Annotated in this window: 26 protein-coding genes; 12 read left to right on the forward strand and 14 right to left on the reverse strand. The window is 70.5% G+C overall.

The window, feature by feature from the left end; all coding sequences use genetic code 11:
- Position 1: 1 nt before the first annotated feature.
- From E4P42_RS21990 to E4P42_RS22000, 3 genes are all read right to left on the reverse strand, one after another.
- Positions 2-697, reverse strand: coding sequence for a metal-dependent transcriptional regulator (locus E4P42_RS21990; RefSeq protein ID WP_135128233.1), 696 nt, complete (start codon positions 695-697; stop codon positions 2-4).
- 209 nt (positions 698-906) lie between these two features.
- Complete coding sequence (locus E4P42_RS21995; protein WP_256371174.1) at positions 907-1,896, reverse strand: sigma-70 family RNA polymerase sigma factor; 990 nt, start codon at positions 1,894-1,896, stop codon at positions 907-909.
- Positions 1,897-2,014: 118 nt separating this feature from the next.
- On the reverse strand, positions 2,015-2,416 hold the full coding sequence (locus E4P42_RS22000) for a DUF3099 domain-containing protein (RefSeq protein ID WP_135128235.1): 402 nt from the start codon (positions 2,414-2,416) through the stop codon (positions 2,015-2,017).
- A 78-nt stretch (positions 2,417-2,494) separates the two neighbouring features.
- Between E4P42_RS22000 and E4P42_RS22005 the strand changes: the two genes are divergently transcribed.
- Positions 2,495-2,731 (forward strand): DUF3039 domain-containing protein, encoded by a 237-nt coding sequence (locus E4P42_RS22005; protein ID WP_135128236.1) that lies wholly within the window; start codon positions 2,495-2,497, stop codon positions 2,729-2,731.
- Here the strand turns inward: E4P42_RS22005 and E4P42_RS22010 are convergent.
- Positions 2,721-3,710 carry a YihY/virulence factor BrkB family protein gene (locus tag E4P42_RS22010; protein ID WP_135128237.1) on the reverse strand — a complete coding sequence of 330 codons (990 nt, stop codon included), beginning with the start codon at positions 3,708-3,710 and terminating at the stop codon, positions 2,721-2,723. The genes E4P42_RS22005 and E4P42_RS22010 overlap by 11 nt on opposite strands.
- Positions 3,711-3,776: 66 nt before the next feature.
- Entirely contained in the window at positions 3,777-3,968 is a 192-nt protein-coding gene (locus E4P42_RS22015) for a hypothetical protein (RefSeq protein ID WP_135128238.1), read from the reverse strand.
- Between the two features lie 156 nt (positions 3,969-4,124).
- On the opposite strand from E4P42_RS22015, the gene E4P42_RS22020 reads away from it, so the two are divergent.
- Positions 4,125-4,505, forward strand: a complete 381-nt coding sequence (locus E4P42_RS22020; RefSeq protein ID WP_135128239.1) for a DUF952 domain-containing protein — start codon at positions 4,125-4,127, stop codon at positions 4,503-4,505.
- Here the strand turns inward: E4P42_RS22020 and E4P42_RS22025 are convergent.
- The 4 genes from E4P42_RS22025 to ppgK form a co-directional block, all read right to left on the reverse strand.
- On the reverse strand, positions 4,451-4,861 hold the full coding sequence (locus E4P42_RS22025) for a RidA family protein (protein WP_135128240.1): 411 nt from the start codon (positions 4,859-4,861) through the stop codon (positions 4,451-4,453). The two genes, E4P42_RS22020 and E4P42_RS22025, sit on opposite strands and share 55 nt — an antisense overlap.
- A complete protein-coding gene (locus E4P42_RS22030) occupies positions 4,858-5,949 on the reverse strand; it encodes a methyltransferase (protein WP_135128241.1) in 1,092 nt (363 codons plus the stop codon). Before E4P42_RS22030 ends, E4P42_RS22025 begins: the two co-directional genes overlap by 4 nt.
- Positions 5,950-5,955: 6 nt before the next feature.
- Positions 5,956-7,461: an RNA polymerase sigma factor gene (locus E4P42_RS22035; RefSeq protein WP_135128242.1), complete on the reverse strand. Its 1,506-nt coding sequence runs from the start codon at positions 7,459-7,461 to the stop codon at positions 5,956-5,958.
- A 227-nt stretch (positions 7,462-7,688) separates the two neighbouring features.
- Positions 7,689-8,498: a polyphosphate--glucose phosphotransferase gene (gene ppgK / locus E4P42_RS22040; protein WP_135128243.1), complete on the reverse strand. Its 810-nt coding sequence runs from the start codon at positions 8,496-8,498 to the stop codon at positions 7,689-7,691.
- Between the two features lie 127 nt (positions 8,499-8,625).
- Between ppgK and E4P42_RS22045 the strand changes: the two genes are divergently transcribed.
- A complete protein-coding gene (locus E4P42_RS22045; protein ID WP_135128244.1) occupies positions 8,626-9,477 on the forward strand; it encodes an inositol monophosphatase family protein in 852 nt (283 codons plus the stop codon).
- A 7-nt stretch (positions 9,478-9,484) separates the two neighbouring features.
- Here E4P42_RS22045 and cei read toward each other — a convergent pair whose 3' ends face one another.
- Entirely contained in the window at positions 9,485-10,141 is a 657-nt protein-coding gene (gene cei / locus E4P42_RS22050; protein WP_135128245.1) for an envelope integrity protein Cei, read from the reverse strand.
- A 164-nt stretch (positions 10,142-10,305) separates the two neighbouring features.
- Here cei and E4P42_RS22055 point away from each other — a divergent pair, with 164 nt between their 5' ends.
- The gene (locus E4P42_RS22055) at positions 10,306-10,608 is read left to right on the forward strand and encodes a DUF4193 domain-containing protein (protein ID WP_135128246.1); all 303 of its coding nucleotides are present in this window, start codon (positions 10,306-10,308) and stop codon (positions 10,606-10,608) included.
- A gap of 9 nt (positions 10,609-10,617) precedes the next feature.
- Here the strand turns inward: E4P42_RS22055 and E4P42_RS22060 are convergent, their stop codons facing one another.
- On the reverse strand, positions 10,618-11,097 hold the full coding sequence (locus E4P42_RS22060; protein ID WP_135128247.1) for a DUF3093 domain-containing protein: 480 nt from the start codon (positions 11,095-11,097) through the stop codon (positions 10,618-10,620).
- A 25-nt stretch (positions 11,098-11,122) separates the two neighbouring features.
- On the opposite strand from E4P42_RS22060, the gene dut reads away from it, so the two are divergent.
- Together dut and E4P42_RS22070 are read left to right on the forward strand one after the other, a co-directional pair.
- A complete protein-coding gene (gene dut / locus E4P42_RS22065) occupies positions 11,123-11,587 on the forward strand; it encodes a dUTP diphosphatase (protein WP_135128248.1) in 465 nt (154 codons plus the stop codon).
- Complete coding sequence (locus tag E4P42_RS22070) at positions 11,587-12,363, forward strand: DUF3710 domain-containing protein (protein WP_135128249.1); 777 nt, start codon at positions 11,587-11,589, stop codon at positions 12,361-12,363. Before dut ends, E4P42_RS22070 begins: the two co-directional genes overlap by 1 nt.
- Here the strand turns inward: E4P42_RS22070 and E4P42_RS22075 are convergent.
- A complete protein-coding gene (locus E4P42_RS22075; protein WP_135128250.1) occupies positions 12,360-13,070 on the reverse strand; it encodes a serine aminopeptidase domain-containing protein in 711 nt (236 codons plus the stop codon). The two genes, E4P42_RS22070 and E4P42_RS22075, sit on opposite strands and share 4 nt — an antisense overlap.
- 160 nt (positions 13,071-13,230) lie before the next feature.
- On the opposite strand from E4P42_RS22075, the gene E4P42_RS22080 reads away from it, so the two are divergent.
- Genes E4P42_RS22080 through E4P42_RS22090 form a run of 3 tightly spaced genes read left to right on the forward strand, consistent with a single transcriptional unit; the run spans position 13,231 to position 15,755 of the window.
- A complete protein-coding gene (locus tag E4P42_RS22080) occupies positions 13,231-13,602 on the forward strand; it encodes an OB-fold nucleic acid binding domain-containing protein (protein WP_135128251.1) in 372 nt (123 codons plus the stop codon).
- A gap of 59 nt (positions 13,603-13,661) precedes the next feature.
- Positions 13,662-14,282, forward strand: coding sequence for a DUF3159 domain-containing protein (locus tag E4P42_RS22085; protein ID WP_135128261.1), 621 nt, complete (start codon positions 13,662-13,664; stop codon positions 14,280-14,282).
- A gap of 15 nt (positions 14,283-14,297) precedes the next feature.
- Positions 14,298-15,755, forward strand: a complete 1,458-nt coding sequence (locus tag E4P42_RS22090) for an MFS transporter (protein ID WP_245234167.1) — start codon at positions 14,298-14,300, stop codon at positions 15,753-15,755.
- Between the two features lie 3 nt (positions 15,756-15,758).
- Here the strand turns inward: E4P42_RS22090 and E4P42_RS22095 are convergent, their stop codons facing one another.
- Entirely contained in the window at positions 15,759-16,427 is a 669-nt protein-coding gene (locus E4P42_RS22095; RefSeq protein ID WP_135128252.1) for a TrkA family potassium uptake protein, read from the reverse strand.
- 19 nt (positions 16,428-16,446) lie between these two features.
- Positions 16,447-17,118, reverse strand: coding sequence for a TrkA family potassium uptake protein (locus E4P42_RS22100; RefSeq protein WP_167759574.1), 672 nt, complete (start codon positions 17,116-17,118; stop codon positions 16,447-16,449).
- A gap of 98 nt (positions 17,119-17,216) precedes the next feature.
- Between E4P42_RS22100 and E4P42_RS22105 the strand changes: the two genes are divergently transcribed.
- Genes E4P42_RS22105 through E4P42_RS22115 form a run of 3 tightly spaced genes read left to right on the forward strand, consistent with a single transcriptional unit; the run spans position 17,217 to position 21,000 of the window.
- Entirely contained in the window at positions 17,217-19,214 is a 1,998-nt protein-coding gene (locus tag E4P42_RS22105) for an APC family permease (protein WP_135128253.1), read from the forward strand.
- A complete protein-coding gene (locus E4P42_RS22110) occupies positions 19,211-20,428 on the forward strand; it encodes a class I SAM-dependent RNA methyltransferase (protein ID WP_135128254.1) in 1,218 nt (405 codons plus the stop codon). The genes E4P42_RS22105 and E4P42_RS22110 overlap by 4 nt, the downstream gene beginning before the upstream one ends.
- Positions 20,425-21,000: a hypothetical protein gene (locus E4P42_RS22115; RefSeq protein ID WP_135128255.1), complete on the forward strand. Its 576-nt coding sequence runs from the start codon at positions 20,425-20,427 to the stop codon at positions 20,998-21,000. The genes E4P42_RS22110 and E4P42_RS22115 overlap by 4 nt, the downstream gene beginning before the upstream one ends.
- Positions 21,001-21,038: the final 38 nt, after the last annotated feature.

The raw sequence follows: 21,038 nt of genomic DNA on the forward strand, positions 1-21,038 counted from the left end.
CTCAGACCTTCTCGACCTTCACCGCGTGCGCCATGTGGTGCGGCAGCTCCACCTGTTCGTGCCCGGGGATGACGATGTTCACGCCGCCGTGGTCGGCGGACTCCACCGTGACCCGCGCGTTGGGCACCACACCGGCGTCCTTGAGCCGGGCGATCAGTTCGGCGTCGCCCTGCACGTGCTCGGTGAGCTGACGCACCACGACCGCGACGGGCATCCCGGCCGGCAGTTCGGTGAGGCGGACCAACTCGACCACCTCGGCGCGCGACGGCGACCGGTCGAGGCCGAGTTCGGACAGGCCGGGGATCGGGTTGCCGAAGGGGGAAGTGGTGGGGTTGTCGAGCACCTGGACCAGCCGGCGTTCGACATCCTCGCTCATCACGTGCTCCCAGCGGCACGCCTCGGCGTGCACCTCTTCCCACGGCAGGCCGATCACGTCGACCAGCAGCCGCTCGGCGAGGCGGTGTTTGCGCATGACGGCGATGGCCAGGGCGCGGCCCTTCTCGGTGAGCTCGAGGTGCCGGTCACCGGCCACCTGCAGCAGCCCGTCGCGCTCCATGCGCGACACCGTCTGGCTCACCGTCGGGCCGCTCTGATCGAGCCGCTCGGCGATGCGCGCGCGCAGCGGCACCACGCCCTCTTCTTCGAGGTCGTAGATGGTCCGCAGGTACATCTCGGTGGTATCGACCAGATCGTTCATTCGGCGCCTCTCAAGACCCTTACTCCCTGACAAGTCTAGCGGTTGAGACGCTGCATCAGCGGTCTCTCTCGGTGACGACACAGCGCCGACCACGGACGGCGCGTCGGGCTGGTGAGCAACCGCACCCGGGCCCGAGTCTGTGGCACCGACGACACCGTGCCCGCCGCAAGCGGCGGGCACGGTGGCCGAGGGAAGACGCGGGTCTCGCGTCAGCTGGCGTAGGAGCGCAGCCGATCGGCGCGGTCGCCGTTGCGCAGCTTGGCCATGACCTCACGCTCGATCTGGCGGACACGTTCGCGGGACAGCCCGAACAGCTTGCCGATCTGGTCGAGCGTGCGGGGCTGACCGTCGTCGAGGCCGAAGCGCAGCCGGATCACCTGCTGCTCGCGCTCGTCGAGCGTGGCCAGCACGTGGCGGATGTCGGTGTGCAGCAGTTCGGAGATGACCGCGTTCTCGGCCGACATCGCCTCGGCGTCCTCGATGAAGTCGCCCAGCGGGGCCTCCTCGTCGCTGCCGACCGGCATGTCCAGGCTCACCGGGTCGCGGCTGTGCTCGAGCAGATCGGCGATCTTCTCGGCCGGGATCCCCGACTCCTCGGCGAGTTCCTCGTCGGTGGCCTCGCGGCCGAGGTTCTGGTGCATCTCGCGCTTGATCCGGGCCAGCTTGTTCACCTGCTCGACCAGGTGGACGGGCAGGCGGATGGTGCGGCTCTGGTCGGCCATGCCGCGGGTGATGGCCTGGCGGATCCACCACGTCGCATACGTCGAGAACTTGAATCCCTTGGTGTAGTCGAACTTCTCCATCGCGCGGATCAACCCGAGGTTGCCCTCCTGGATGAGGTCCAGCAGCGGCATGCCGCGGCCGGTGTAGCGCTTGGCCAGCGACACCACCAGACGCAGGTTCGCCTCCAGCAGGTGCCGGCGCGCGGCCTCACCGTCGCGCACGACCGCCGCGAGGTCCCGCTTACGCGCCTCGCCCAACCGCTTCTTGGTGTCGAGTACGTGCTGCGCGTACAGGCCGGCTTCGATGCGCTTGGCCAGCTCGACCTCGTCGGCGGCATTCAGCAGGGCCGTCTTGCCGATGCCGTTCAGATACACGCGCACGAGGTCAGCGGCCGGACTCTGTGCATCCAGGTCACTGTCGACGCGGCTGGTGATCGCATTTGCCATGACGGCCTCCTGATCGGCTCGAACTGTCATGTGGTTCAACGCCCAAGTGCCGTCAGTAGTTCCCGGGTATCGCTCGCTTCACACGTCTTGATCAGCGGTTTTTCGGCGACGACCTGAGAATGTCCTGAGATGTGGGGGTGGCGCCGACTCAGCGGGGCACGTCATGGTCGTGGATCGGCTGGCCCGGTTGCGGTGCCGGTGCCGGGCGGTATTCCAGGGCCGGCCGTTCGGCCGTGGGGAACAACGGAATACGCCGGTGACGCTCGAAGCGGCGGGGTTCCTCGGCGCGGCGCGGCGGCCGGTCGTTGGCGATCAGCACGGCCATCCACGGCAGCGGGATGGAGGCGACGATGATCGCCAGCGAGATCAGCCCGTTCTCCCAGATGTTGTACGCGACCGCGGCCAGGATCAGCGCGGGGATGCGAAACGCCATCAGCGTCAGGTACTTGCGCACACGTTGGCGGTGCTGCACCTCGTAGGCGGGTGCGGCACGGGTGATCAGTACCGGGCGACCTTCGTCGTCGAAACTCAGCTCGGGGCCTTGTTTCATGTCTTCCACTGTTCCACATCCTCGAGTCGGTGTGCCCGTCGCATTTCTTACCGTTTCGTTGCCGGGCACAATGGGTGCATGCAGACCGAGACCATCGAGCGCCCGGACACCGAGGAACGCCTCGACGACGGCACCGACAGCGATACCCCGAAGTACTTCCACTACGTCAAGAAGGACAAGATCGCCGAAAGTGCCGTGATGGGAACGCACGTCGTCGCCCTGTGCGGTGAGGTGTTCCCCGTCACCCGCTCGGCCAAGCCGGGGTCACCGGTGTGCCCGGACTGCAAGCGGATCTACGAGCAGCTCAAGAAATAGCCGGCCCCTCCGGTTTGGACGGCGTCGTCGCTGCCGAGGGTTGGGCCGCCTTCCCGTTGCGGGATTCGGCGGCCTTCTCCTCGAGCCAGCCCCGCACCCGGCGCGCGTGGGTCACCGGCGCCGGCCATTCCTCCTCGATCGCCGCGTTGAGTTCCGCGCCGATCATGATGGCGAAGCCGAGGAAGAACGCGAACAACAGAAAGGCGATCGGCGTGGCCAGCGCCCCGTAGGTGTAGCCGGTGCTGCTGATCCAGGTCAGGTACACCCGCAGGCCCAGCGTGGTCACCAGGAACACCACCGTGGCCAGCGCCGCCCCCAGCACCAGCCGGTGCGACGGCAGCGGCCGCGGCAGCGACACCCGGTAGAGGATGGTCACCGCGATCACCAGGCTGATGAACAGCGTCGGCCAGTACCCGAACCGCAGCACCGCGTCCCACTCGTCGGGGATCAGCCTGGCCACCTTGCGCGGCCCCAGCGCCAGCAGCGGTGCGGTGGCGATCGCGAACACCAGCATCACCACGTACAGGCCCAGCGCGTAGAACCGCTGCCGCACCGGGTGGCGCAGCGGGGTCTGCCCGTGCGCCTCGACGATCGAGTCCACGAACGCCGAGATCGCCGAACTGCCCGCCCACAGCGAGATCACGAAGCCCAGCGAGACCACCTCGCCGCGGGCGCCGCGCACGATGTCGCGCACGGTCGGTTCGATGATCTCGTCGACGACGTTGGACGAGAAGAAGCTGTTCGCGGTGCTGATCAGCTGGTTCTCGATCGTCGGGAGGACGTCCGGACCGAACAGCGGCGCGATGTAGGCCAAGCTGCCGAGCATGCCCAACAGCAGCGGCGGCAGGCTGAGCGCACACCAGAACGCCGCCTGGGCCGACTCCGAGAAGATGGAGTCGTCCCAGGCCTTCGACAGCGTCCGAAGCAGGACGCGGGCGATGTGGTGGCGTGTCGGTGGTGGGGACGGCTGGTCGGTCATGACCAGACCAGCATTACTGACGACGGGCGTTCACGCCCGGATTGGCTGATCGCCTTCGGCGTGCCGTTATGAATCCAGCGGGCTGACTTCGAGTACCGCCGCCAGTTCGATCAGCTTCGCCTCGTGCTCGTTGGCGTGGTGCTGGCAGAACAGCAGTTCCGCACCGGAGGGCAACTTCGCACGGACACGTGCAGCGGCACCACAGCGATCGCAGCGATCAGCCCGGGTGAGTTCGGGGCTGGTCAGAGTTGCGGTCATGGCTCCTCCGTTTCTTCCTTCTGCGGTCGGGGTGTTCACCCCTACCGCGTATCTCCACTCTGTCAGACGTATTCGGTTCCGGCGTTGTTCCCTGGGCGTTCATCGGTGTGTCGTGTCTCACGTCGTCCCGAGTTGCTGGAGGGCCAAGCTAGACCTATGTACCCAGATTCCCCCGAGAAATCACCTGTCCTCGTGCACCTGTGTGGGGCGGACGAGTGGCAGGCGGCCTCCGGCCGCACCGAGCTGCGACCGGAGTCGCTCGGCTCCGCCGGCTTCGTGCACCTGTCGACTCCGCAACAGGTCCATCTGCCGGCCAACCGGCTCTTCGCGGGACGCACCGATCTTGTGCTGTTGCACGTCGATCCGGACCGGCTCACCGATCCGCTGCGTTGGGAACCCGGAGTGTCAACGGATCCCGCCTCGATGGTGTTCCCGCATCTGTACGGTCCGCTGCCGATCGCCGCGGTGATCGACGTCACGCCCTACCGGCCGGGTCCGGACGGCACCTTCGCGCCGCTACCTGCGCCCACCACGTAGGCGTCGGCCTCCACCTCGACGAACAGTCCGGGCGCGATCAGCGCCGACACCTCGACCATGCTGGTGACCGGGCGGATGTCGCCGAACACCTCGGCGTGCACCGCGCCGACGTCACGCCAGCGGGAGATGTCGGTCACATAGATGCGGGTGCGGACCACGTCGGCCAGCGAGGCTCCCGCCTCGGTGAGCGCGATCTCGATGCGCCGCAACGCATCTCGGGTTTGCTCGACGACGTCGGCCCCGGCGCCGGTGGTGCCGGACACCGCGACGTGGTCACCGGTGCGCACCGCGCGCGAATACCCGACCAGCGCCTCGTATTCCGAGCCCGAGGAGACGACGACCCGGCCGGCGGTCACACCGGTTCGGCCTCGACGAACGACAGGGGAGTCACCGTGTCGATCACCCGGCTGAGCCGGAAACCGCTGCGCGACAACAGGTTCGCGTACTCCGCGCGGGTCCGCTCCTTGCCGCCGGCGGCGACGAGCATCTCCAGGTCGAGCATCAGCCCGATGAACGAGGTGGCGCGCTCGGGCAGGACCATCTCGAGCAGCAACAGCCTGCCGTCGGCGGCCATCGCCGTGCGGATGGTGCGCAGGATGCGCACCGCGTCCTCGTCGGCCCAGTCGTGGATGATGTTCTTCATCACATAGACGTCGCCGCCCTCGGGCACCGACTCCAGGAACGATCCGCCCTCGACCCGGACCCGGTCGGCGACGCCCGCGGCCTGCAGCGCCGGCCCGGCCGCCTCGACCACCGAGGGCTGATCGAACAGCACGCCCCGGGCCTGCGGTGCGCTGCGCAGCATCGTCGCCAGCAGCGCGCCATGGCCGCCGCCGACGTCGACGATCAGCCGGGCGCCGGTGAAGTCGTAGCCGCTCAGCGCGGCCTCGTCGGTCAGTCCGCTGCTGGCGGTCATCGCACGGTTGAACACCTCGGCGAACTCGGGATCGGTGCCCAGGAACTCCCATATCGGCATCCCGCGCAGTTTCTCGGTGGCGGTCTGTCCGGTGCGGACCGAATGCTCGAGGTTGCCCCACTCCTCCCAGCGCAGCGGGTGTCCGATGAACAGCACCAGATCGCGCAACGAGCCCTCGCTGTCCGAGCGCAGGGCCTCGCCGACGACGGTCAGCGTGAACCGACCGTCGCGCCCCTGCGCCAGCACACCCTTGCTCGCGAGTGCCCGCATCAGGCGGTGCACCGCGTCGGCGTCGGCGCCGACGCGGGCGGCCACGTCGCGGGAGTGCGCCGGACCCGCCGCCAGCTGATCGGGAATGCCGAGCTTGGCCGCGGTGTAGAGCGCCGCCGTCGTCCACGCACCGGTGGCCATCTCGAGCAGCGCGATGTTTCCCGGTGCCGTGGACCGGTGCAGGTTCAGCAGGCCGGCACGGACATGGTCGAGTAGGCGGACCACCCGCTGGGGCGGCACCTTGGGGAGGTTCGGCACGGTCGGCTAGTCGAGATAGTCCCGCAGGACCTGCGAGCGGCTGGGGTGGCGCAGCTTGCTCATCGTCTTGGACTCGATCTGACGGATCCGCTCACGGGTGACGCCGTAGACCTGACCGATCTCGTCGAGCGTGCGGGGCTGGCCGTCGGTGAGGCCGAAGCGCAGCCGCACGACGCCGGCCTCACGCTCCGACAGCGTCTCGAGCACCGACTGAAGCTGGTCCTGCAGGAGCGTGAAGCTCACCGCGTCGACCGCCACGACGGCCTCGCTGTCCTCGATGAAGTCACCGAGCTGGCTGTCACCCTCGTCGCCGATGGTCTGGTCCAGCGAGATCGGCTCACGCGCGTACTGCTGGATCTCCAGCACCTTCTCGGGCGTGATGTCCATCTCCTTGGCGAGCTCCTCGGGCGTGGGCTCGCGGCCCAGGTCCTGCAGCAGCTCGCGCTGGATACGGCCCAGCTTGTTGATGACCTCGACCATGTGCACCGGGATACGGATGGTGCGGGCCTGGTCGGCCATCGCCCGTGTGATGGCCTGACGGATCCACCAGGTCGCGTAGGTGGAGAACTTGTAGCCCTTGGTGTAGTCGAACTTCTCGACCGCGCGGATCAGACCGAGGTTGCCCTCCTGGATCAGGTCCAGGAACGCCATGCCGCGGCCGGTGTAGCGCTTGGCCAGCGACACCACCAGGCGCAGGTTCGCCTCGAGCAGATGGTTCTTGGCGCGGTCGCCGTCGCGGCAGATCCACTGCATGTCGCGGCGCTGCTGCACCGGCAGCTTCTCGCCCTTCTCGGCGAGTTCGGCCAGCTTCTGCGTGGCGAACAGGCCGGCCTCGATGCGCTTGGCGAGCTCGACCTCCTCCTCGGCGTTGAGCAGCGCGACCTTGCCGATCTGCTTGAGGTAGGCGCGCACCGAGTCGGCCGAGGCGGTGAGCTCGGCGTCCTTGCGGGCCTGCCGCAGCGCCTCGGACTCCTCCTCGTCCCAGACGAAGTCGCCCGAGGCCTTGTCCTTCTCGGACGGTTCGGCGATCTCGTCCTCGTCGGCCGCCGGTGCCGCGGGGGCCGCGGCACCCGGTTTGGCGGCGGCGGTGGCGTCGCCCTCCTCGGCGTCGTCACCGTCCTCGTCCTCGTCGGTGGCGTCGTCGGACGCCTCGTCGGTGTCGAGGTCGTCGAGGTCGAGATCCGCGTCCTCGGTGTCGAGGGTCTCCAGATCCTCGCCGGGCTCCGCGTCGAGGGTGTCGGTGGAGTCCAGGTCGTCGTCGACGAGGGCGTCGGCGGCACCCGCCTCGGGGGCGGTCGTCTTCTTCGCGCGGCCCCGCGTGCCGGCGTCCTTCTTGACGCCGGGCTTGGCCGCCTTGGCGGCTCCGCGTGGTTTGGCCGCGGTTGCCTTGGCGGCGCGCTTCGCGGGTGCGGCGCCGTTGGCCGTCTTCGCCGCGGTCTTCTTCGCGGGAGTCTTGGTAGCGGTGTGCTTCACCGGCTCGTCGGTTGCCGGGCTTGCCTTTGTCGCTGCCACGTACACCCTTTCGGTCTTGCATAATCCGGTGGGCGCCCGTGGTCCCTCGCACACGCGGGGGAGCAGGCACCACCGAATACGTCGGCTATGTCGAATGTTGGCGTGATCTCACATCGGATACCTGCCGCTATTCGGTTGGCGGCCGCCGACGACCATTGTAACGACAGAGCGGGGGGATACCGCGCCGAGCGGCAAAATGGGCGGTCCGGCGAGCCGCGCTGGCGCGGTTACCTGTTGGTAGCGGTGACGTCCGTCGAGGCCGCCATGGCGGCGCCGACGATGCCCGCACTGTTCTGCAGCGCCGCGGCGACCACGGGCGTGCGGTTGGTCAGCAGCGGGATCCACTTGTCGGCCTTGCGGCTGATCCCGCCGCCGGCGATGAACAGGTCGGGCCAGATCGCGTTCTCGATCGCGACGAGCACCTTGCTCACCTCGACCGTCCAGCGCTCGTAGCTCCAGTCCTTGCGCTCCTTGACCGACGACGCCGCGCGGTGCTCGGCCTCCTTGCCGCCGACCTCGATGTGGCCGAACTCGGTGTTGGGCAGCAGGATGCCGTTGTGGATCACCGCCGAGCCGATGCCGGTGCCGAAGGTCAGCAACACGATCACCCCGGTGTTGTCCTTGCCTGCGCCGAAGCGCTCCTCGGCCAGGCCGGCCGCGTCGGCGTCGTTGAGCACCGTCACCGGCTGGCCGTCGAGCGCGGCGCTGAACACGTCCCGCGCGTTGACCCCGATCCAGGATTTGTCGACGTTGGCCGCGGTGTGCACGAGGCCCTGGGTCACCACCCCGGGGTAGGTGACACCGAGCTTGTCGGTCCAGCCGAACTCGCGGACCACCGCGGCGATCGTGGTGGCGACCGCGTCCGGTGTGGCGGGTTGCGGTGTGGGCAGCTTGAACCGTTCGCCGATCAGTTGGCCGGTGTCCAGGTCGACGATGCCGCCCTTGACGCCGCTGCCGCCGACGTCGATGCCGAAGCTGCGGCGCACCGGCGCGCCGTTGGTGCCCGGATCGGCGACGGGCGAATCAGTGGCGGTCATCGGCGCTCCTCACAGTCGCGGCCCGGGCGGTACGCGCCCCACACATTAATCGCTCGCCAATTGGCGTGCGTGTCGGTCGGGCAACCGGCCGAAGACAATTCCGCACCGACATGATGCGATACGACAGGTGAGCGACAACGACGGGGAATTCGAGGAGTTGCGGGCCACCGCACATCGGCTGGCCGCCGAGGCGGCGGCGTTCGTGCGGGCGCGGCGGCGCGAGGTGTTCGGCGCCGGATCCGCCGACGGCGGCCTCGGGGCGGTGGCGGCCAAGAGCACGCCCACCGATCCGGTCACCGTGGTCGACACCGAGACCGAGCGGCTGCTGCGCGAACGGCTGGCCGAGCTGCGGCCGGGTGAGCAGGTGCTCGGCGAGGAGGAGGGCGGTGCGGCCGAGTTGCGGGCCGGCGAGCTGACCTGGGTGCTCGATCCGATCGACGGCACGGTCAACTTCGTCTACGGCATCGAGGCGTACGCGGTGTCGGTCGCGGTGCAGCGTGACGGTGAGTCGGTGGCCGGTGCGGTGGCCGACGTGGCCGGCGGAGACGTGTACTCGGCCGCCCGGGGCGGCGGTGCGCAGGTGCTCCGCGACGGCGCCGCGACACCGCTGCGGTGCAGCGCGGTCGACCGGCTGCCGATGGCGCTGCTGGGCACCGGGTTCGCCTACGCGCCCGATCGCCGCCGTCGGCAGGCCGAGCTGCTGGTCGAGCTGTTGCCTCAGGTGCGCGACGTGCGGCGGATCGGCTCGTGTGCGCTGGACCTGTGCATGGTGGCGGCCGGCCGGCTCGACGTCTACTACGAGGACGGCGTCAACGTCTGGGACTGGGCCGCCGGGGCCCTGATCGCCGCCGAGGCCGGCGCCACGGTGACGTTGCCGCCGCCGGCGGGACCGGTGGGTGGGGCCGGGCTGGTGGCGGCGGCCGCGCCGGGCGTCGCCGCGGAATTCGACGACGCGCTGCGGCGGGTCGGCGTGCGCTGACCCGCGGTCAGCAGGTGCCGGTGTGGATGCGGCCCAGCAGCGACGCGTCGGCGGGCGCGGTCGCGTCCGGACGCAGGCTGGCCAGCACTGCCTGGATGTCGTCGCTGGTGGCCAGCTCGGCGAACTCGGTGCCCAGGGCCAGATCGACGGTGTCGTCGGGGCGCTGGTCCTGGAAGAGTTCGGTGCACGGGGCGACGAGCCACACCGCGGCCGCCGCGGCGCGCCCCGACGGCCCGAACCGGATCTGACCCTGGCACTGCAGCCGGGCGGTCGCGTAGATCGGGTCGTTGGCGGCCTCGGGTTGGGTGAAGCCCAGATCGCGCAGTTCCCCCGCGATCTCGCCGGCCTGCCCGCCCTGACCGCTGGCGTTGAGCACCCGGATGCGCGTATCGGCCAGCTTCGCCGGTGCCACGTCGACCATGTCGGTGCGCGGCACCTGCTGGCCCAGCGCCGGCGGTGGCGGTTCGGTGGCCGGCGCCGGTGGCGGCGGATTGCACACGGCGGCCTCGCGGACCTCCGTCGGCTGGTTGAGGGCGATCACCCACACCACCATCGACACCACGGCCAGCGCGGCGATCGTCAGGATGCCGGGCAGGTAGCGCCTGCGGCGGAAGGGGCGACCGTGCCTGTCGAACGCGGTGCCTTCGGTGATGCTGGAGACCACGAATGCACTCTAGAGCCATGGTGGGCGGAGGCGGGCGACCGGCCGTGGGCACAGTGTGATGTAAATCACAGCGAGACGTCCCCCATTACGGGCACGAATCGTTTGGGGAATGCGTTCGACGCTGGTACAAAGCACGCTGCACAAGCACACGGAGGGGACTGAGGATGGCCACCGACTACGACGCCCCACGGCGTACCGAGACCGACGACGTCTCCGAAGACTCGCTCGAGGAACTGAAAGCCCGGCGCAACGAGGCCCAGTCGTCGGCCGTCGACGTCGACGAGACCGACACCGCCGAGAATTTCGAACTGCCCGGCGCGGACCTGTCCGGGGAGGAGCTGTCGGTGCGCGTCGTGCCCAAACAGGCCGACGAGTTCACCTGCTCGAGCTGCTTTCTGGTGCACCACCGCAGCCGTCTCGCCAGCGAGAAGAACGGCATGATGATCTGCTCGGACTGCGCGGCCTGAGCCGCCCTCTCAGCGGCCCAGCGCGGACAGCACCCGGTCGGGGTGGCGGGTGCTGATCAACCAGTACGGCGTCGGGTCGTCCGGATCGTCGAGGACCAACAGGACCATCGGGCCCACCCACGCCTTGTGCACCACATAGGCGGCCGGGTCGAGCTGTCGGCCCAGCGCCGCCGACTTCGCCGACTTCGGCACCTCCGCCGAGCGGGACACCACGCCGACGGGCAGATGCGCCGCGCCGACCCACAATTCGGGTTCTGCGCCGGCATCGCCGACCACCCGGACCTCCGCCCGGCCGAACCAGACCAGCGTCACCGCGGCCACCGGCAGGAGCACGGCGAACGGCGCCCAGTCCGGCAGTCCCTCGATGCCCATGTTGACCTCGTAGGCGATGAGGGCGGCCAGCCCGAGGCCGGGCAGCCACCACCACCACGGCACCGAGAGCCGTTCGCGGTAGCGCACCGTTTGGGTGGTTGCGCGCGTGTCGGACACGCGCCTCAGAGTAATCTCATGCGTCGTGTCCACCTCTGTGGCGGTCGTGCGTCTGGACCGCGAACTCCCGATGCCCTCCCGGGCCCACGACGGTGACGCCGGCGTCGACCTCTACAGCGCCTGCGACGTCGAACTGGCTCCTGGGCAGCGGGAGCTGGTGCCGACCGGGGTCGCGGTCGCGATCCCGCACGGCATGGTGGGCCTGGTTCATCCGCGGTCGGGACTGGCTGCGCGCGTGGGGCTTTCAATCGTCAACAGCCCTGGGACGATCGATGCGGGGTACCGCGGTGAGATCAAGGTCTCACTGGTCAACCTCGATCCGCGCACGCCTATCGTCATCCACCGCGGGGACCGCATCGCCCAGCTGCTGGTGCAGCGGGTGGAACTTCCCGAGCTGGTCGAGGTGACGTCGTTCGACGAAGCCGGGCTGGCTGACACCACCCGTGGCGATGGCGGCCACGGATCCTCCGGCGGACATGCGAGTTTGTGATGGCATTCGGAAAACGTAAGAGCAACGACACGGCCGTCGAACCGGCCACCGAGCCGGCCGCCCGGCCGGATACCGCGCCGGCCACGGCGCGCAGCGAGGACGAGGACTTCGACGGGCCCTTCGACATCGAGGACTTCGACGATCCCGCGGTGGCCGCCGAGGGTCGGCTCGACCTGGGGTCGGTGCTGATCCCGATGCCCACGGCCGGGCAGGTACAGGTCGAGCTGAACGAGGCCGGGGTGCCCAGCGCGGTCTGGGTGGTCACCCCCAACGGCCGCTTCACGGTCGCGGCCTATGCGGCGCCCAAGTCCGCCGGGCTGTGGCGCGAAGTGGCGGGCGAGCTGGCCGACTCACTGCGCAAGGACGGCGCCTCGGTGAGCATCCAGGACGGCCCGTGGGGTCGCGAAGTGGTCGGCACGGCGTCGGGCATGGTGCGGTTCATCGGCGTCGACGGCTACCGGTGGATGATCCGCTGCGTGGTCAACGGCGTCGCCGAGAAGATGGATGCGCTCACCGCCGAAGCGCGACTCGCCCTGCTCGACACGGTCGTTCGGCGCGGGGACACGCCGATGCCGGTGCGCACCCCGCTGCCGGTGCAGCTGCCCGAACCGATGGCCGCCCAGCTGCGCGCCGCGGCGGCCGCCCAGCAGCAGGGCGCGCCGCAGCAACAGCCGCAACAGGAACAGCCCCAGCAGCAACAGGCGCCGCAGCCGGCGGCCCGCCGCAGCGCCCAGGGTTCGGCGATGCAGCAGCTGCGCACCATCACCGGCGGTTAGGGCCGGGCGCCGGCCTCGGTCAGGGCCGCCAGGCACGCCGCCCCCAGCACCGCGGGGTCGGCGCCCATGGCGTCGAGAGTGAACGTGCGCAGCGCCGCCCGCGGGGCGGCCGACACCCACTCCATCGCGACCTCCACCGGGTGCACCGCGTCGTCGGTGGCCGCGGCGACGCCCAGGGGCGCGCTCAACGCCTCGAGTTCGGCGCAGGTCGGCGCGGTGTATTGGGCGGCCTCGTCCATCGCGTCGGGCAGCGCAGGCCACTGGCCCACCCACGACCGGGTCAGCTCCTCGGCCAGCCAACGCGGGCTCGACGACCGCATCTGGGCGGTCGCCGCGGCCAGCCCGTCGCGGCGCAGCAGCTGTGCGGAGTGCCGGGCGGCCATCGCCGCGGGCGCCGTCACCGGTGAGCCGGTCCACGCCGGCAGCGCCGCCAGCACCGCCACCACCCGCCGCGGATGCGCCAGCGCCCAACCGACCGCCACCGCCGCGCCGATCGACACACCGCCGACGGCGATCGGCCCCGACGCCGCGGCCTCGTCGAGCGCGTCGCGGTATCCCGCCACCAGCCGCTGCGGCTGCGGCGGCGGGGTGATGACCGCGGCCCCGGCCGCGTGCAGGGCCGGTGCGAACGCCCGGTAGACGAAGTCGTCGTCGGAGCCCGTACCGGGCAGCAGCACCGTGGTCACATCACGCAGATCCACCGTCATCACTCGATCATCCCGGCACGTCGATCGAACCGTTTCGGTCCGGGACGATTAAGACGGTGCGGCACGGTGAACCCCGCGTGGCATAAGGGAACCAACAGGTCTACCGTGGCGTTGGATCAAGCGCAGGTCCACGGTGGACCTGTAGGAGTCAGGAGAGGCCATGGCCACGGCCGAGGGGTATCTGCGCCGGCTCACCCGGCGTCTGACGGATGACCCGGAACAGCAGGACGTCGAGCAGCTCAGCGACGAAGCCGCCAGCACCGGCGCGCAGAGGGCGATCGACTGCCGGCGCGGCCAGGAAGTCACCATGGTGGGCACCCTGCGCAGCGTCGAGACCAATTCGAAGAACTGCGCCGGCGGTGTGCGCGCCGAACTGTTCGACGGCACCGACTCGGTCATGCTGGTGTGGCTGGGCCAGCGCCGCATCGCCGGCATCGAGTCCGGGCGCACTCTGCGGGTGCACGGCCGGGTCGGCAAGCTGGAGAACGGCACCAAGGCGATCTACAACCCGCATTACGAAATCCAGAAGTGAGTGAGCCCACCGCCGAACCCGACCGCAAGCCCAGTGGCGCCCAGGCGATCCTCGACCAGATGGGCGGCGTCAGCGGCCTGATCTACTCGTCGCTGCCGGTGGTCGTGTTCGTCCCCGTGTCCTCGGTGGCCGGACTGCTGCCCGCGATCGGCGCGGCCCTCGGCGTCGCCGTGCTGATCCTCGTGTGGCGGCTGCTCCGCAAAGAGTCCACCCAGCCGGCCATCTCCGGCTTCATCGGCGTCGGGATCAGCGCGTTGATCGCCTACCTGGTCGGCGAGTCCAAAGGCTATTTCCTCCTCGGCATCTGGATGTCGCTGTTCTGGGCCAGCGTGTTCGCCCTGTCGGTGCTGATCCGCCGTCCGGCCGTCGGCTACATCTGGGGCTGGATCAACGGGCACGGCACCGCGTGGCGCGACGTCCCCGCCGCGGTGCGGGCCTTCGACCTCGCGACCGCGACGTGGGTGGCGGTGTTCGCCGCCCGCTTCGTGGTGCAGAACCACCTGTACGACGCCGACCAGACCGGCTGGCTGGGCGTCGCCCGGATCGCCATGGGCTGGCCGCTCACCGCGGTCGCCGCCGTCGTCACCTACTTCGCGATCCGCGCCGCCCAGCGCGCCCTGCACCGCCGCGACGACGACGCAGCGCCGCAGCAGTCGACCGCCGACACCCGCGCGGACTGACGCGGTCCGCCGGCGGTGACCACGTCGCCCGTCGACCCGCAGCGCGCCGACCGCCGGCTGGTGGCGGTCGCCGTCCTCGCGTCGTTCGTGGCCTTCCTCGACGGTTCGGTGGTGAACCTCGCGCTGCCCGCGATCAGCGCCGACTTCGGCGGCGGCCTGGCCCTGCAGCAGTGGGTGGTCGACGGCTACCTGCTCACCCTCGGCGCGCTCATCCTGGTCGCGGGGGCGGTGTCGGATCAGTTCGGCCGGCTCGCGGTGCTGCGCGTCGGGCTGCTGGCCTTCGGGACCGCCTCGGTGCTGTGCGCGGTCGCGACCGACGGCTGGGTGCTGGTCGCGGCGCGCTGCCTGCAGGGCGTCGGCGCGGCGTTCCTGGTGCCGAGCTCGCTGGCGATGATCAACGCGCGGTTCACCGGGGCCCGTCAGGCCCAGGCCATCGGCACCTGGACCGCGTGGACCGGGACCGCGTTCGTGGTCGGGCCGCTGCTCGGTGGTCTGCTCGTCGACGCCGTGCACTGGCGCGCGATCTTCGCGGTCAACGTCATCCCACTGGCGGTCACGCTGTACCTGACCCGCGCGCTGCCCGCTGACCCGGTGCGCCGCGGCGGCCGCATCGACGTCATCGGCGCCGTGCTGGGCGCGGCCGGGCTGACCGGAACGGTATTCGCGTTGATCGAACAGCAGCGTCTCGGGCCGGCCCACCCGGCCGTGTTCGGCGGCCTCCTCGCCGGGGTGGCGTGCCTGGTGGCGTTCCCGTTCTGGGAACGGCGCAGCGCGCATCCGATGATGCCGCTGCACATCTTCGCCGCGCGCAACTTCGCGGTCGGCAACTTGGCGACGGTGTTCCTCTACGCCGCGGTGTCGCTGGGCCCGCTGCTGGTGGCCTTGTTCCTGCAGGAGACGGTCGGGATGTCCGCCACCGCCGCCGGGTTGGCCACGCTGCCGATCCCGGTGCTGTCCTTCCTGCTGGCCCGCCGCTTCGGCACGCTGGCCGGCCGCCACGGCCCGCGGCTGTTCATGGCGGTCGGGCCGCTGCTCGGCGCGGCGGGGTTCGCGTGGATGGCGACCGCGGGCGACCCGTTCGACTTCTGGACCCAGCTGTTGCCCGGCCTGGTGGTCTTCGGCCTCGGCCTGACCGTCACCGTGTCGCCGCTGACCGCGGCGGTGCTGGCCGCGGTGCCGCCCGCCGCCAGCGGCATCGGGTCGGCGGTGAACAACGCGGTATCGCGCATCGCCGGCCTGATCGCGATCGCGCTGACCGGTGTGATCGTCGGAACCGGTTACAATGCAATGGATTTCGAAGGCTTCCGGCGCGGCGCCCTGGTGGTCGCCGGGCTGCTGGTGGTGGCCGGCGCGGTGTCGGCGATCGGGATCCGCAACACCGTCGCGGCCTACGACCAGACTCCCGTGCAGGCCGCCGCGCAGTGTCACGACCGGGCCGCGCCGCCGCCGAGCCATCCCGCGCGGCGGCGCTGAGGCTCAGCGCATCTTCGGCTTCAGCAGCAGGTCACTCAGCTCGTTCTCGACCTCCGCGGACGCCACGAACAGCAGTTCGTCGCCGCCCTCGAGCGGTTCGTCGCCCTCCGGCACGATCACCCGCGCGCCGCGCAGGATCGTCACCAGCGAGGCGTCGCGGGGCAGTTCCAACCGCTTGACCGGCTTGCCGCCCCACGGGGTGTCGTCGGGCAGCGTGATCTCGACCAGGTTGGCCTGACCCTTGCGAAACTCCATGAGCCGCACCAGGTCTCCGACCGCCACGGCCTCCTCGACCAGCGAGGCCAGCATCCGGGGCGTGGACACCGCGACGTCGACGCCCCAGCTCTCGTCGAACAGCCACTCGTTACGCGGGTCGTTGACCCGTGCCACCACCCGCGGCACCGCGAACTCGGTCTTGGCCAGCAGGCTGACCACCACGTTGACCTTGTCGTCGCCGGTGGCGGCGATGACCACGTCGAAGTCCTCCAGGTGAACCGATTCGAGCACCGACAATTCGCAGGCGTCGCCCAGCCGCCAGTGGGCGGCCGGGATCGCGTCGACGTCGACGTGGCCGGGATTGCGCTCCAGCAGCGTGACTTCGTGGTTGCTGTCGAGCAGTTCCCGCGCGATCGACCGGCCGACGGCCCCGGCCCCGGCAATGGCTACTTTCACCGGCGCGGCTCCCGTCCCGTCATGCGCCCTCGTCCTCACCGGGCGGCAGTGCGCTGATCGCCATGGCCTCGGCGATGTGACCGGCCACCGCGGCGATGTACACCTGGTCGCCGGCCTGGATGACCGTCTTGGTCTCGGGCAGCAGGCCGCTGCCGAAGCGGATCAAAAACGCCACCCGGCCGCCGGTGGCCGCCTCGAGCTGGGTCACCGGCCGCCCGACCCAGTCCTCGTGCAGCGGCAGTTCGGCGACCCCGACGTTGCCCGACGGGTCGCGCCACTTGGTGGTCTCGGTCTCGCGGGTCAGCACGTTGAGCAGCCGGTCGGTGGTCCACGGCACCGTCGCCACGGTGGGGATGCCCAGGCGCTCGTAGACCGCGGCGCGTTTGGCGTCGTAGATGCGGGCCACCACCCGCTCCACGCCGAACGTCTCGCGGGCCACCCGCGCGGAGATGATGTTGGAGTTGTCGCCCGAGGACACTGCAGCGAAGGCGCCCGCCTCCTCGATGCCCGCCCGCAGCAGCACATCGCGGTCGAAGCCCATACCGAGCACCCGCTCGCCGGGGAAGTCGGGGGACAGCCGGTAGAACGCGGTGCTGTCACGGTCGATGACGGCGACATCGTGCCCGATCCGCGACAGGCTGTCCGACAGCGACGCGCCGACCCGGCCGCATCCCATCACCACTACACGCACCTGCGGTTTCCTTTCGGCTGTGCCGTCGTCAAGCCAGTAGCGAATCTCCGCACACGGAACGCTACAGCCCTACCGGACTGGGCATACCCTTGGACCTCGTGTCCAAGCTTTCCACCGCGGCACGGCGGCTCGTCCTGGGACGGCCGTTCCGCAGCGACCGGCTCTCACACACGCTGCTGCCCAAGCGCGTGGCGCTGCCGGTCTTCGCCTCCGACGCGCTGTCGTCGGTGGCGTACGCCCCCGAAGAGATCTTCCTGGTGCTGTCGATCGCCGGTATGAGCGCGATCACCATGGCGCCGTGGATCGGCCTCGCCGTGGCCGGCGTCATGCTCATCGTCATCGCCAGCTACCGGCAGAACGTGCACGCCTATCCGTCCGGTGGCGGCGACTACGAGGTGGTGACCACCAACCTGGGGGGCACGGCCGGGCTGACGGTGGCCAGCGCGCTGCTGGTCGACTACGTGCTCACCGTGGCCGTCTCGATGTCCTCGGCGATGTCCAACATCGGGTCGGCGGTGCCGTTCATCGGCCAGCACAAGGTCTGGTTCGCCGTCGTCGCGATCCTGGTCCTGGCCTCGATCAACCTGCGCGGCATCCGGGAGTCCGGCACCGCGTTCGCGATTCCCACCTACGCCTTCATGGCCGGGATGGCGATCATGCTGGGCTGGGGCCTGTTCCAGATCTATGTGCTCGACGTGCCACTGCGCGCGGAATCAGCTGACTTCCAGGTGGTCTCGGAACACGGCGACGTAGTCGCGTTCGCGCTGGTGTTCCTGGTGGCGCGGGCGTTCTCGTCCGGTTGTGCCGCGCTGACCGGTGTCGAGGCCATCAGCAACGGGGTGCCGGCGTTCCGGAAACCGAAGTCGCGCAACGCCGCCACCACGCTGCTGCTGCTGGGCGTGGTGGCGGTGTCGCTGTTCATGGGCATCATCATGCTGGCCCAGGCGACCGGCGCGAAGATCGCCGAGCGGCCGGGCGATCAGCTGATCGGGGCGCCCGAGGGCTACGAGCAGAAGACGCTGATCACCCAGCTGGCCGATGCGGTGTTCCACGGCTCCTCGATCGGGCTGCTGCTCATCGCCGGCGTCACCGCGCTCATCCTGATCCTGGCGGCCAACACCGCGTTCAACGGGTTCCCGGTGCTCGGTTCGATTCTGGCTCAGGACCGCTACCTGCCGCGACAGCTGCACACGCGCGGTGACCGGTTGGCGTTCTCCAACGGCATCCTGTTCCTCGCGTTCGCCGCAATCGCGTTCGTGGTGGCGTTCCAGGCGCAGGTGACCGCGCTGATCCAGCTCTACATCGTCGGGGTGTTCGTCTCGTTCACGCTCAGCCAGATCGGCATGGTGCGGCACTGGACCCGGCTGCTGCGCACCGAGACCGACCCGACCGTGCGCAGCCGGATGACGCGCTCGCGGGTGATCAACAGCATCGGCCTGCTGTGCACGGGTTCGGTCCTGGTGATCGTCGTCACCACCAAGTTCGTCGCAGGCGCGTGGATCGCGATCCTGGCGATGTCCGCGCTGTTCGTGATCATGAAGCTGATCCGCAAGCACTACGACACGGTGGCCCGCGAACTCGAGGAGCAGGAGGCCGGGGAGGCCGGCGACATCGTGCTGCCGAGCCGCAACCACGCCATCGTGCTGGTGTCCAAGCTGCACCTACCGACGCTGCGGGCGCTGGCCTATGCCCGCGCCACCCGCCCGGACATGCTCGAGGCGATCACGGTGAGCGTGGACGACGCGGAGACCCGCGCGCTGGTGCACCAGTGGGAGGACAGCGACGTCACCGTGCCGCTGAAGGTGATCGCCTCGCCGTACCGCGAGATCACCCGCCCCGTCCTCGATTACGTCAAGCGGGTGACCAAGGAGTCGCCCCGCACCGTGGTCACCGTGTTCATCCCGGAGTACGTGGTGGGCCACTGGTGGGAACAGTTGCTGCACAACCAGAGTGCGTTGCGGCTCAAGGGCCGGCTGCTGTTCATGCCGAACGTCATGGTCACCTCGGTGCCGTGGCAGCTCAATTCGTCCGAGCGGCTCAAGACGCTGCAGCCGGAATCCGCGCCCGGTGACGCCCGCAGGGGCTTCCTGGAATGACCGCCGCCGACGACGACCTGGTGCTGACCACCGGGGCGCCCGCCAACGGCGGGAGCTGCGTGGCCCGGCACGACGGCCGGGTGGTGTTCGTGCGGCACGCGCTGCCGGGGGAGACCGTGCGGGTGCGGGTGCAGGCCGACCGCGGCTCCTACCGGCACGCCGATGTGGTCGAGGTCCTCGAGCCGTCTCCCGACCGCATCCCGTCGCTGTGCCCGATCGCCGGGGTCGACGGGGCGGGCTGCTGTGACCTCGCGTTCGCCACGCCCGAGGCGGTGCGCCGGCTCAAGGGTGCGGTGGTGGCCAATCAACTCAGCCGCCTCGGCGGCTACGACTGGTGCGCCGAGGACGAGGCGACCGCCGACGCGCTCGGCGACGGGGCGGCGACCGGTTGGCGCACCCGGGTGCGGCTGGACACCGCCGAGCACGGCGAACAGGCCGGCCGGGCGGGCTTCCACCGGTATCACAGCGCGGAGCTGGTCACCGACCTGCGCTGCGGTCAGCTGCCCGACGGGATGCTCGACGGGCTCGACCTGTGGCGGTTCCCGCCGGGCGCGCACGTGCACGTGGCGCTCGACGACGACGGCGCGCGCCACGTCGTGCAGTCCGGTCCCCGCTCCGGCGGCGCCTCGCCGACCACCGCGGTGTCGGGGCAGTACGAGGCGGTCCAGCGGATCGGCGGCCGCGAGTGGCGGGTGCCGGTGACCGCGTTCTGGCAGGCGCACCGCGACGCCGCGCGCCGCTACAGCGAGCTGGTGGCGCAGTGGGCGGGTCTGCGGACCGGCCAGACAGCGTGGGATCTGTACGGCGGTGCCGGCGTCTTCGCCGCCGCGCTGGCCGGACCGGTCGGTGACCGCGGGCGGGTGGTCACGGTGGACACCTCCCGGGCAGCCGGCCGGTCGGCGCGCGCCGCGCTGGCCGACCTGCCGCAGGTGTCGGTGGTCACCGATTCGGTGCGCCGGGCGTTGACCCGCGAGCGCCATCGGGCCGATGTGGCGGTGCTCGACCCGCCCCGGGCCGGCGCGGGCCGCGACATCATCGACCTGGTCAGCGGGGCCGGAGTCCCGCGGATCGTGCACATCGGCTGTGAAGCCGCATCGTTCGCCCGGGACGTGGGGCTGTACCTGCGTGCCGGTTACACCGTCGAGGAGCTGCGCGTGTTCGACTCCTTCCCCCTGACCCACCATGTCGAGTGCGTCGCGGTGCTGACCCGATGAGCGGCCGGCTGAGCCGCGCCTGGTTCGACCTGGTGGGCCCGGAGACGACACCGGCCGGATCGGCGGTCGCGCTCGGCCTGGGTGCGCTGGGGGTGGCCGCCGCCCCCGCGGTGGCGGGCCGGCCGCTGTCGCCCGGTCGGAAGGTGGCGCTGGCCCTCATGGCCGCCGACCTGTGGGGTGGCGCCTGGGTCAACAACACCCGCGCCTGCGCCCGCTGGTACGGACGGGCCGGGCAGACCGACGGCGACCACCTGCGCTTCGCCGCGGCGCATCTGCACCCGGTCGCGGTGGCGTGGCTGGACAACGCCGGGCCGCAACGGGTTCCGGCGTCGGTGTGGGCGGGCGCGCACTACGTCTACCTGATGGCGGCCACCGTGGTGATCCGCCGCGCCGGACGTGGCCGCCGGGCGCTGGGCGTGCTGGCGACCGTCGGCGGCATCGCGTTGGACCGGGCGCTGGGCCCGTCGGCCGCCGCGCCGTGGTTCGCGCCGGTCTTTTACGCCAAGCTGCTCTCGGGGCACGCGGCGGCGGCGCTGTGGTCCCGGGAGGCGCTGGCCCGTCCGGCCCGATAGGGTTGCGACACGGTGTGCCGGGAAGTCTGGTCGGCCAG

This window comes from Mycobacterium sp. PS03-16, from assembly GCF_004570325.1.
In the GTDB taxonomy this organism is placed as follows: Bacteria; Actinomycetota; Actinomycetes; order Mycobacteriales; family Mycobacteriaceae; genus Mycobacterium.